Source organism: Photobacterium alginatilyticum, assembly GCF_009910675.1.
Classification (GTDB): Bacteria; Pseudomonadota; Gammaproteobacteria; order Enterobacterales; family Vibrionaceae; genus Photobacterium; species Photobacterium alginatilyticum.
Map to the genome: position 1 here is coordinate 41,548 of NZ_RSEJ01000016.1, position 11,689 is coordinate 53,236.

Sequence of the window (11,689 nt, forward strand, 5' to 3'; positions counted from 1 at the left end):
TTTCTTATGAAACTGTTTTTTGCCTCTGATATCCATGGCTGCGCCGAGAGCACCAAAACCATGCTGGCTGCGTTTGAGCAAAGCGGTGCCGACCATTTGATCCTGCTGGGAGACGTGCTTAATCACGGCCCGAGAAATGCCCTGCCTGCAGGTTATGCGCCGATTGAGGTTGCCGAACTGCTGAACCCGTATGCCGAGCGCATTACTGCTGTCCGGGGTAACTGTGACAGCGAGGTTGATCAGATGCTGCTCGAGTTTCCGATGATGGCTGACTACAACCTGGTATTGCTTGCCGATGGCCGCCGCCTGTTCCTGACTCATGGCCACCTGTATAACGGCGACAAGCATCCACGTCTGCGTGTCGGGGATGTGATTGTCTCCGGTCATACCCATCTGCCGGTTGCCGAGCAGAAAGAAGAACTGTATTTGTTTAATCCGGGATCTGTCACTATTCCGCGTGGCGAGCACCAGGCTAGCTACGGTTTGCTGGAAGACAATACGCTGAAAGTGGTGAGCTTTGATGGGGCGACGATCTGTTCGGTTGGGCTGAGCTAGTTCCTGATTGTCGATGCATAGATACTTGCCAGAGCGCACAACTTGTGCGCTCTTTTATTCCTACTGGTATTTCTTGCAACAACCGCTAACCTTTTGTTGTTCTGACAAAATACTGACACTTTCCCTCTAGTACTCCAGTTTCCCGCCTGCCACACTAAATACAGATAAATATCGGAATGAAAATAAGGTGTTAAGGATGAATAAACAGGTATTGGGCATTGTGCTCGGCGGGGTACTGGTTGCCCTTGGATTAGGAAGCTGTGGCTATTTTATCGGTCAGACAATGTATAACGCCAAAGTGGCGATGAACATTGCCGAGGTGAAGGGCCTGGCGGAGCAGCGGGTTGAATCTGATATCGCCAATTGGCAGCTGCGCTTTTCTATTAGTTCCAAGAATAAGCAAGATATCCCGGCGCTCTACCAGCAGGCTGAAGCCCAACAGCAGGAAATCATTGCGATTCTCAAGGCCAATGGTTTTACCGATGGTGAAATTGAAATCGGGTTGATTGAATACAAGTATTATGAATACCGCAACGATAGCCAGACAGTCGTCGATCAAGATCATGAACTTGAAGGAATGATAAGCCTGGAGACGACGAAAGTCCGTGATGTGGCTACCGTACGCGGTGAAGTGAACAAGCTGGTTGCCAAGGGCTACAACATTACCAACTATGCACCGACCTACCGTTTTACCCAGCTCAATGACATCAAGCCAGAGATGCTCAAAGCCGCCACGACCAATGCGCGTATTGCCGCCAATGAGTTTGCTGCCAACGCGGGTGTCGTGGTGGGGGGGATCCGCTCGGCCCGGCAGGGGAACTTCTCGATCACGGATGCTGGCGAGGAGTATGGTGATCGGCACAAGATAGAAAAAGATATACGTGTCGTGACCCGTATCGAGTTCTATCTGACCGAGTAATGCCGGATCGTCGCTAAAAGCCGACAAGCAGTTTGAAGCCGATGAGAAAGGTTAATATCTCGAAGCTGCGTTTGATCAGGCTATTGCTTTTCTTGGAGGCAAGGTGGGCACCAAGGTAGCCGCCAAGAAACGAACCGAGTAGCAATACCGGGATCCAAGGCCAATAGATATCGGCACCGGCTACATACATGGTGGCAGCGCCTATACCGTTCCAAAACAGGCCGACACTGACCAGGGTGAGGGCAACAGCCTGCTTGTAGTCGAAACCGAACCAGCGGATCAAAAACAAGGTCACGAATAATCCTGTCCCGGCAGTGAGCGAGCCGTTTAATATTCCTATCAGGGCTAGCCCGAGACCGCCGATCACCATCCCCTGCCAGTGGCGGTTGCGAGGCTGGTCGAACTGACCGAGTTCTTTTTTGGTGAGCGAGTATATGCCTAGTCCCAAAATCAATAGTCCCAGCATCGCTTCGGCGGTTCTGCCCGGCACGAACAAGATCACATTGGCGCCCAATATCACGCCCAGCATACCGGCCACAATCACATAGACGGTCAGTGGCCAGTTGAGGCTGCCGGCTCTTATATGCTTGATAGCAGCCCCCAGTCCGAGGGCGACACTGGCGACTTTATGGGTGGCCAGCGCAACGGCAAAGGGAAGGCCAAGAAAGATAAGTAACGGAAACTGGATCAGGCCAGCGCCGCCTCCGGACAAAGAGGCCAGGGTGTTGGACAGCAGTGAGCCGAGAAACAGGCCGAGAGTGTTTAATAGATCCATGATGTGTAGATAATTCCCTTTATCTGCAAGTGACTTGCATCTTATCAACTTCGCAGGCCAGCTGCATCCGGCATCTAAGGGCATTTTTTCACTCGGGTTGTGAGGGCGATTTTGATCGAAATGAGCAATTGGATTACTGAAATGTTGAGTGATGTTTACCAAATATGTTGATTCGGAATATTCGAGTCATGATATCGTTTTTATCGAGTTTTTGTTGGTGTCGAGTCTTGTATTTCACCTGATTTAGGTTCACTATCCGGCATCCATTTTTATGTGTTTCAGTAGGTACAGGTACAAGATTATGAGTCAGGGGCAGTTTGATTCTCTTTTACCGCCGCAGATGGCCGAGAAGGCCGCTGAGGTCGGGGTAGGCAAAGCCACAAAAGATCCGGTGAAATCGCTTTTGCTGGCCATTACTGCTGGGATGCATATCGGCATTGCATTTGTTTTTTATACTACGGTGACTACTGGTTCGGGTGACATGGCGTGGGGAATGGCCCGTTTTGTCGGCGGGCTGGCATTTAGCCTGGGATTGATCCTGGTGGTGATTACCGGTGGTGAGCTGTTTACCAGTTCGGTGCTTACCTTGGTCGCCCGTGCCAGCGGTAAAATCAGCTGGAAAAGCCTGTGCCTGAACTGGGGCGTTGTCTATATCGGCAACCTGATCGGCGCCTTGTTGCTGGTGGGGATTATGCTGGTTAGTAAACAGTACCTGTCAGCTGACGGTGCTTTGGGGATCAACACCATGCAAATTGCCCAGCACAAGCTGCACCATGGATTTTTCCAGGCCGTTGCCCTGGGGATCATGTGTAATGTATTGGTGTGTGTCGCGGTATGGATGACGTTTAGCGGTCGTACCCTGACGGATAAAATCATCGTGATGGTATTGCCTGTTGCAATGTTTGTCTCGGCGGGTTTCGAGCACTGTATTGCCAATATGTTCCAGGTCCCGATGGCCATCGGTATCAAAAACCTGGCTTCCCCGGAGTTCTGGCAGATGAGCGGCATGAACCCGGCCGACTTTGCCGACCTGACCATGGGCAACTTCATCCTTCATAACCTGATTCCGGTGACGATGGGGAATATTATCGGTGGTGGTGTCTTTGTCGGGATGGGATACTGGATTATTTACCTGCGCGGCAAGTAATGATCAGGTGACGTCGAGTATCATTGGCGTAGAGAATTCTTCCTGATTAAAACTGAAAGTAATAATGGTCATAGCAAAAGCTGTGGCCATTTTTTATGGCCGCTGTATACCGGCTAGCTTTGATGCTTCTCTCGATATTCCCTGGGGGTTAGCTGCTTATAGCCTTTAAACTTACGATTGAAATTGGCCTGGTTACGGTATCCTACGGTTTCGGCAATACAGCCTACCCGCAGGTTGGTTGTCTCGAGCAGGCGGGCAGCATGGCTGAGCCGTACCTTTGTTAAGTGCTGGCTAAAACTTTCGCCAAAATGTCGCTGGAAAAGCCGGTGGAGGCTACTTTCACTGATGTAGAGGTGCCGGGATACCTGACTGAGGGTGATATTTTCTGCGTAATTCTTCTCTAGGTAGGCACATAGTCTGTCAATCTTATTTTTATTCTCATCTTGCTGTTTCGCGAGTGTATCTGATGAGATCGGCGCCAGAGTAATTGCCGTTTTATCCTGGCAAAGAATGGCAATAATGTCGATTAAGACGGCAAGCTGTTGAATTGATGAAGATGAATAGTCTAGTTGAGAAAGTCTTTGATGTACCCACCTGGCGGTCTGTGATGAAAACAAAATACCCTTATCTGACTTTTTGAGTAGGTAGTCCATCTTTCTCAGTTCAACACAGCTAAAAATCATATTGGTTATCCACTCTTTCTTGAACCAGATGGAGTGCAATTCAGCTTGTCGGGAAGGTGCCGGGTTCTGGTGATAAACCGCGTGCGGCATGTGTGGTGGAATAAGTATGAGATGATGTTCCTGCAGTTCTCCCTGATACTGCCCCAACTGAATTTGTCCTTGGCAGCGAAGATGTAAGTTAAGTTCAAATTCCTGATGGTAATGGGGCTCTATGATGCCTGCGGGTGCTAGTTGATGCTTATGGCGCCAAGACATTCCCGGCCGTTGAGGCACCTTTTCTAATTTATACCTCATTGAACAGTTATTTCCTTTTGCTGAGATAGTACTTATTTTTAGCTAAATAACACTACTTTCCTAGTCAAATTAAATAGAGTGACAGAAAAGTACCAAATAATTGAAGCTTAGTATTAGTTTTGTGAATATTTCGACCTAAAGTACCTCACATAGAGAAATACGAGAGGGATGATTTCATGGAAAACCTATGTCAATATTTTATGATGTTGAGTGAAAATACACGTCGTGAGTGGATACATACCTTATTCAATACCTATGGCTACAATAATACCCGCTACTGGAAGTTGCTTGGTTATACATCGCAAAAGGAATTCAAGCAAGAGTTGGCTCGGATGAACAGGGAAAGCAAGCAAGGTAAACGGTTTATTTAAATTCTGGGCATTGCCAGTAAAGTATGATTATGGAATATAGCAATATAATGGATGATAAATTATTAAAATGGGCTAAGAGTTTGCGTCAACCTCTAACCTCATTGATTATAGCCGCAACGTTTTCCGGGACAGTTAGTTATATTGCTTTCAGGTATTATCTCTATTTTTTTGTTAGTTATTTTACAGTATATTACTGGGTGAGTAATATACTGAAATTGCTGACATTTCAGTAATTATACCCAAGCTACTTTAAGATACTTGTTTCAGCGAGAGTTACTTGGCAACTAGGCCTAGTATCGATTTGAAGATTTAGTGGCTCTAATTTAATAATCGGTAACAACGCATAGAAGCCCTTATCTACTTAAAGAACTGGAACTTGCCCTATGGGAGTGAGCCACCGCGTTCATTTCTGTATCAAGTAACGTGGACAGGGGCTATCATTTCTGCCGTTACTTTCCTTGAACTGAACATTATTAATTTTTTTAAATTCCTATAGGGTGGTACTTTGTTTTAATTGATGTTGTGTGGGTATATTTCGGTTATAAAAGTTACTTGTTTGATTATTAACTTCCGTAAAAGTGCTAGTTTTATTAGCAAGAAGTATGAAGGATGTTTTTAAGCTGAATGGATGCCTGCGGAATATCGCTTTGACTGGTTTTTTAGTATCGAATAGACTCGAATGTTGCCATTTGGCAGTCAGGTGGGTTTATCTTATTTTATCTAGAGTATCACACCGTCAGATGGTTATTTCTTCAGCGTCAAAAAATAATCAATAAGGGAATAAAGACTACAATGAATATTATTGCAAGGGCCATGTTGGTCGGGTTGATCAGTCTTCTCGGTGTGGGCTGTACAACAATTAAAACCAATGAATTAACACTCGATGAGTCACAAAAACTAAAAAATAGATCCGTCGTGCTTAATAAGTATGACGCGCTTCCTGATTTTCCGGCTCAAACTGCACTTAATGTGCAGTTTGGACTCATTGGTTTTGCCACTGCAGTAAGTAATGGCAATGATATGATCATCAATAACCAGGTTAAAGATCCGGCAAGAGACATAGCGAAAGAACTTGGTAGTGGATTGAGCGAGAATTACAACGTTAAAGTGGTTGAAGCGGAAGAAACGGTTTCAGCTGAAAGTGATGTAGCGGACTTAGTTAAGTCACATGCAGGTTATGACTATATTCTTGATGTCAAAACATTAGGCTGGGGTAGCATCTATTTCTTAGATGATTTCGATAACTATAAAGTGATGTATACCGCTCATGCTCGCCTAATTGATACAGCAACAGAGGTTACGATTGTTGAAGAGCTATGTAGTTATGTACCGGACTATGTTGAAACTAATGATGCACCATCTTATGAGCAACTTGAAGATGGTACCGGGTTGAAACGAGAGTTGAGCAAGTCAGTTGATTATTGTGTCGATCGTATTCGTACCATGGCGAAACTTCATGCCCAAACCAATCAAAAGCCTCAGGTTGCTGTGAATTAAGGCGACTTACTGACAGGCTTTTATCATCGGAAGCGATTAATTTAATTCACTTTTATCCTATAAAAACGCCCCCGCATGGCGGAGGCGTTTAAACTATTTCTTAGTCGTTAATAACGATTAAGCGCTAGCTTCTTCGGCTTGTTTGGCCTGAATCGCAGTCAGTGCCACTGTGTATACGATATCGTCTACCAGTGCGCCACGAGAAAGGTCGTTAACCGGCTTGCGCATGCCCTGAAGCATTGGACCGATAGAAACCAGATCAGCTGAACGCTGTACCGCTTTGTATGTCGTGTTACCAGTGTTTAGGTCTGGGAATACGAATACAGTCGCTTTACCCGCTACTGGCGAGTTAGGCGCTTTAGAAGCAGCAACGTTTTCCATGATCGCAGCATCGTACTGAAGAGGACCGTCGATCACTAGATCTGGGCGCTTCTCTTGAGCAATGCGAGTTGCTTCACGTACTTTATCTACATCTGCACCCTTACCAGACGTACCGGTAGAGTAAGAGATCATTGCAACGCGTGGTTCAATACCGAATGCTTTTGCTGAGTCTGCAGACTGGATAGCGATTTCCGCTAGCTGCTCGGCATTTGGATCTGGGTTGATTGCACAGTCACCGTATACCAGTACCTGATCAGGCAGTAGCATGAAGAATACAGATGATACGATTGACGCATCAGGTGCAGTCTTGATGATCTGGAACGGAGGAACGATAGTGTTCGCCGTTGTGTGAACAGCACCAGAAACCAGGCCGTCTACCTCGTTGTTTTCAAGCATCATTGTGCCTAGGAAAACAGAGTCTTGTAGCTTCTCACGAGCAACAACGTCAGTCATACCTTTCGCGCCACGAAGCTCAACCAGGCGAGCAACGTAGTTCTCACGAACTTCTTCAGAGTTGATGATAGTGACGCCAGAACCTAGGTTAACGCCTTGCTGTTCTGCAACACGCTTGATTTCTTCTGGGTTACCAAGAAGCACACACTCCGCGATGCCGCGCTCAGCACAGATAGCTGCCGCTTTAACGGTACGTGGCTCATCACCTTCAGGAAGTACGATACGCTTAGCTGCCTTACGGGCAAGTTCTGTTAGCTCGTAACGGAATGCCGGTGGGCTCAGGCGACGCTCTTTGCTTGAACCTTCAGTCAGTGATTCAATCCACTGGCCGTCAACATGGCTGGCCATGTATTCGTTAACTAGCTCAACACGCTCTTTATCGTCTGCTGGCACTTCCAGGCTGAAGCTCTGAAGGTTCAGAGACGTCTGCCAAGTGTTGCCTTGTGCAGTCATTACAGGCAGGCCTGTTTCAAATGCGCGCTCACACAGATCCATGACTGGCTTAGGTAGCTCGTAGCCGCCTGTTAGCAGCAGGGCACCGATTTCAACGCCGTTCATTGCTGCCAGACATGCTGCAACAATAACGTCAGGACGGTCGGCAGAAGTTACAAGCAGAGAGCCCGGACGGAAGTGCTCAACCATGTGCGGGATAGAACGTGCACAGAAAGTGATGCTCTTGATACGGCGAGTATCGATATCACCTTCGTTGATGATTTCAGCGTTCAGGTGCTTGGCAATATCGCGTGAACGAGTCGCGATCAGCTCTGAGCTCCAAGGTGCACAGCCAAGTACACGGATTGGGCTTGAGTTGAATACCTGCATTACTTCAACGTGAGAAGGAACGGTTGCTTCTGCATCGTCAAAGATTTCAGATAGGTCCGGACGAGTACGACCTTCAGCATCAACTGGTGCGTTTAGTTTGTTAACGACAACGCCAGAGATTTGCTCGTTCTTGATACCGCCGAAGTTAGAACATGCGACTTCGATACGTTCTTTAAGCTGAGCTGGGTTGTCTGTACCCGGTGCAACAACGAATACGATTTCCGCATCCAGTGTTTTTGCGATCTCATAGTTGATTTGGTTTGCAAACGGGTGCTTGCGAGTTGGTACTAGACCTTCGATTAGCGCCACTTCAGCATCAGCTGTCGCTTCTTTGAAACGGGCAACGATATCTTCAAGCAGTACATCGCTCTTATCATTACGGATAAGCTCTTCGGCACAAGCCATTGAGAAAGGTTCTGCAACTTTCATGTCACTGTTGGCAGTGATGATGTTGGTTGTCAGATCAGGCTGGCCGCCGCCGTGACGTGGCTGGGCGATAGGCTTGAAGAAAGAAACGCGAACACCTTTGCGTTCCATTGCGCGTAGCACACCAAGGCTAACGCTAGTAAGACCAACTCCGGCACCAACCGGAATAAGCATAATAGTACGGGACACTATGGATTCCTCAACTATTGAACAATACAGTGCTGTTCAATAATGATTTGTTAACCGTTATTGAGCAGCACCACAAAAAAAAGGTCACAACTTTCGTCTTCGACGATAAAGCCATGAAAAAATGGCCGGCCAAAGCCAGCCATTATTTGCCGCGCCTGGTGCACAGCAAAGTATCGCCAGATTAGATCTCAGCCAGACGCGCTGTATCTTCTGCGATTACTAGTTCTTCGTTAGTTGAAACAACCATTGCAGGTACACGGCTGTTTTCAGTCGTGATCACACCTTCGCCGCCGAAGCGTGCTTTAAGGTTAGCTTCACCGTCAATTTCAACACCCAGGATAGCAAGACGGTTAAGAACCATCTCACGGATTGGTGCAGAGTTTTCACCGATACCACCAGTAAATACGATAGCATCCAGGCGGCCTTCTAGTGTTGCAGTGTAGCCGGCAACGTACTTAGCCAGGCGGTGGCAGAACACGTCCATTGCACGTGTTGCTTCTTCTTTCTCACCGTAGTTGTCTTCAACGAAACGGCAGTCAGAAGTTACGCCAGTCAGACCTAGTAGGCCAGACTCTTTAGTGAACATAGTGTTGATTTCATCAACGCTCATGCCTAGCTTGTCATGTAGGTGGAACATAACAGCTGGGTCAAGATCACCACAACGAGTACCCATTACCAGGCCTTCAAGAGGAGTCAGACCCATAGAAGTATCTACAGACTGGCCGTTCTTGATAGCACAAACAGAAGCACCGTTACCTAGGTGGCAGTTGATGATGTTTAGTTCGTTTTCAGGCTTACCTAGACGCTCAGCTGTCTCACGAGTGATGAACAGGTGAGAAGTACCGTGTGCGCCGTAGCGACGGATACCGTGATCTTTGTATAGGTTGTATGGTAGAGCGTATAGGTACGCTTCTTCTGGCATTGTTGTGTGGAAAGCAGTATCGAACACAGCAACGTTTTTCAGAGCTGGGAAAGATTTCTGAGCAGCTTTGATACCGATGATATGAGCTGGGTTATGAAGCGGTGCGAAAGTTGCAGCGTCTTCGATACCTTTAAGAACAGCTTCGTCGATTAGTGCAGACTTAGTGAACTGCTCGCCGCCGTGAACAACACGGTGACCGATAGCCGCTAGGTTTTCAGCTAGTTCCGGCTTAGAAGCAAGAATAGTGTCAACCATGAACGCAAGCGCTTCTTCGTGAGCAGCGCCGTTACCTAGTTGTGCTTCGTGCTTACCGTCAAGTTTCCACTTGATACGTGCTTCTGGAAGGTGCAGACATTCTGCAAGACCTGTCAGGTGCTCTTCACCTGATACCGCGTCAACAACAGCGAACTTAAGAGAAGAACTACCGCAGTTAAGAACTAAAACCAGCTTAGACATGAGAGTGACTACCTATAATCTGTCTGAAAGTTGATATTCAACTGATGAAAAATTACCCATAGGATAGACGACTTTTGATTATGCCGATCCAATCTGGGTCAAATTCGTGTTATGTCCGTATAATAGAGAATTGAGAAACCCACAATCCTGGGCCATCCCTGGAGGCTGCCTTAGGTTGCCAGAACGATGATTACAGGCAACAATTACTTTAGGCGCGTCTAGGATAGCGATTGTTAAGCAATATAACAAAAAGATTTTTAGAAAAATTTAATTTGAATCAAGTTTATTATTCCTGGATTTGAATTTTTACTGTTTTTTTTGAAGTTTGGTGCTTTATGAGTCAAAACAAATCGATCTGGCAGTCTTTCAAAAATGGTCAGCAGTACATGGCTACCTGGCCGATGAGGAAAGAGCTGGCAATGATGTTCCCGGAGCCTCGTTACATCAAGGCGACGAAGTTTGCGACCCGAGTGATGCCTGCCGTGGCAGTGATGAGCGTACTGAGTCAGATGGCGTTTAACAACTATGATGCTTTGCCACAGGCAATTGCTGTTGCATTCTTTGCACTGAGCATGCCGTTGCAAGGGCTGTGGTGGTTGGGTAAACGCAGCAGGACAGATTTACCGCCTTCGCTGGCGACCTGGTATCGTGAGATCCATGACAAGATCACCAGCGAGGGGTATGCGCTGCAGCCGATAAAGCCTCGACCGCGTTATCTTGAACTGGCGCAGGTGCTGAACCGGGCGTTCAAGCAGTTGGATAAGACATCGCTGGAGCGGTGGTTTTAATTTATTCCATAACCTTATTAAGAAGAGAGGTAGGGGGGGTGGTTACACTCATCCCCTCCCAGCCTCTCCATTGAACCTCTGCCTTGAATAGGCGGAGGGGCATTCACTGTCATATCAACTTAATGTCCAATTAAAAGCGCCGGAGCTTCCCCTGTCTTGCATAGAAGTTCACCACGGCGCTTTTTTGTAGGCGTTCAAGTCAGGTACTAGCCAAGCAGCAGGCTATCATCCGCCAGCTCTTCACCGCGTACTTTGCTGAACATTTCGAGCAGCTGTTTCACATCCATGTTCTCTCTTTCTTGTCCCTGGACATCCAGCACGATTTCGCCTTGGTGCAGCATCACGGTGCGGTCGCCGTAGGCAAGGGCATCTTTCATTGAGTGGGTAACCATCATGACGGTCAGGTCAAACTCCTCGACCACTTTTTTGGTCAGTGCCAGTACGAAGGCAGCCATGCGCGGATCCAAAGCGGCGGTGTGCTCGTCGAGCAACAAAAGCTTGCTGTCGGCCAATGAGGCCATGACCAGACTGACGGCCTGGCGCTGACCACCGGAAAGGAGGCCGATGTGATCGCCCAGACGGTCTTCGAGGCCGAGGCCAAGAATACTGATACGTTCCTGAAAGAGTTTGCGGCGCTGTGACGACAGGGCCAGTTTCCAGCTTCGTTTGCTGCCGCGTTTGTAGGCGAGTGCCATGTTTTCTTCGATTGTCAGCGAGGCACAGGTGCCCGCCAGCGGATCCTGAAAAACACGGGCGGCATACTGCGCGCGTTCATGGACCGATTTATGGGTCACATCAATGTCGTCGATAAGCACCTGGCCGCCCACCATAGGGGTCTCCCCGCTAACGGCGCCCAGCAGCGTTGACTTGCCCGCGCCGTTGGATCCGATCACGGTGACAAACTGCTTTTCCGGCACGGCAAGCGAAACACCGCGAAGGGCCTGGTTTTCTAATATAGTGCCTTCATTGAAGGTAACGCGGATGTCATTTAATTCAATCATCTATTTTTAC

12 protein-coding genes are annotated in these 11,689 nt (G+C 47.7%); 7 read left to right on the top strand and 5 right to left on the bottom strand.

The features are described from left to right. Positions 1 to 6 precede the first annotated feature (6 nt). Positions 7 to 555, top strand: coding sequence for a phosphodiesterase (gene yfcE, locus EIZ48_RS15460; RefSeq protein ID WP_160653143.1), 549 nt, complete (start codon positions 7 to 9; stop codon positions 553 to 555). Positions 556 to 751: 196 nt separating this feature from the next. Continuing rightward, on the top strand, positions 752 to 1,474 hold the full coding sequence (locus EIZ48_RS15465; RefSeq protein ID WP_160653146.1) for an SIMPL domain-containing protein: 723 nt from the start codon (positions 752 to 754) through the stop codon (positions 1,472 to 1,474). A gap of 13 nt (positions 1,475 to 1,487) precedes the next feature. Here the strand turns inward: EIZ48_RS15465 and EIZ48_RS15470 are convergent, their stop codons facing one another. Continuing rightward, on the bottom strand, positions 1,488 to 2,249 hold the full coding sequence (locus EIZ48_RS15470) for a sulfite exporter TauE/SafE family protein (protein WP_160653149.1): 762 nt from the start codon (positions 2,247 to 2,249) through the stop codon (positions 1,488 to 1,490). A gap of 301 nt (positions 2,250 to 2,550) precedes the next feature. On the opposite strand from EIZ48_RS15470, the gene focA reads away from it, so the two are divergent. Further along, positions 2,551 to 3,396: a formate transporter FocA gene (focA, locus tag EIZ48_RS15475; RefSeq protein ID WP_160653152.1), complete on the top strand. Its 846-nt coding sequence runs from the start codon at positions 2,551 to 2,553 to the stop codon at positions 3,394 to 3,396. A gap of 113 nt (positions 3,397 to 3,509) precedes the next feature. On the opposite strand, the gene EIZ48_RS15480 is transcribed toward focA, so the two are convergent. Further along, on the bottom strand, positions 3,510 to 4,373 hold the full coding sequence (locus EIZ48_RS15480; protein ID WP_160653155.1) for a helix-turn-helix transcriptional regulator: 864 nt from the start codon (positions 4,371 to 4,373) through the stop codon (positions 3,510 to 3,512). A gap of 176 nt (positions 4,374 to 4,549) precedes the next feature. On the opposite strand from EIZ48_RS15480, the gene EIZ48_RS15485 reads away from it, so the two are divergent. Then, positions 4,550 to 4,744: a hypothetical protein gene (locus EIZ48_RS15485; RefSeq protein WP_160653158.1), complete on the top strand. Its 195-nt coding sequence runs from the start codon at positions 4,550 to 4,552 to the stop codon at positions 4,742 to 4,744. A gap of 792 nt (positions 4,745 to 5,536) precedes the next feature. Continuing rightward, complete coding sequence (locus EIZ48_RS15490) at positions 5,537 to 6,241, top strand: hypothetical protein (protein WP_160653161.1); 705 nt, start codon at positions 5,537 to 5,539, stop codon at positions 6,239 to 6,241. Between the two features lie 117 nt (positions 6,242 to 6,358). Here the strand turns inward: EIZ48_RS15490 and pta are convergent, their stop codons facing one another. Continuing rightward, positions 6,359 to 8,497: a phosphate acetyltransferase gene (gene pta / locus EIZ48_RS15495; RefSeq protein WP_160653300.1), complete on the bottom strand. Its 2,139-nt coding sequence runs from the start codon at positions 8,495 to 8,497 to the stop codon at positions 6,359 to 6,361. A 32-nt stretch (positions 8,498 to 8,529) separates the two neighbouring features. Here pta and EIZ48_RS15500 point away from each other — a divergent pair, with 32 nt between their 5' ends. Continuing rightward, entirely contained in the window at positions 8,530 to 8,697 is a 168-nt protein-coding gene (locus tag EIZ48_RS15500) for a hypothetical protein (RefSeq protein ID WP_160653164.1), read from the top strand. Here EIZ48_RS15500 and EIZ48_RS15505 read toward each other — a convergent pair. Further along, a complete protein-coding gene (locus EIZ48_RS15505; RefSeq protein ID WP_160653167.1) occupies positions 8,694 to 9,890 on the bottom strand; it encodes an acetate kinase in 1,197 nt (398 codons plus the stop codon). The genes EIZ48_RS15500 and EIZ48_RS15505 overlap by 4 nt on opposite strands. 335 nt (positions 9,891 to 10,225) lie before the next feature. Here EIZ48_RS15505 and yfbV point away from each other — a divergent pair, with 335 nt between their 5' ends. Beyond that, entirely contained in the window at positions 10,226 to 10,678 is a 453-nt protein-coding gene (gene yfbV, locus EIZ48_RS15510; RefSeq protein ID WP_075763196.1) for a terminus macrodomain insulation protein YfbV, read from the top strand. 206 nt (positions 10,679 to 10,884) lie between these two features. Here yfbV and EIZ48_RS15515 read toward each other — a convergent pair whose 3' ends face one another. Further along, a complete protein-coding gene (locus EIZ48_RS15515) occupies positions 10,885 to 11,679 on the bottom strand; it encodes an ABC transporter ATP-binding protein (RefSeq protein ID WP_075763195.1) in 795 nt (264 codons plus the stop codon). Positions 11,680 to 11,689: the final 10 nt, after the last annotated feature.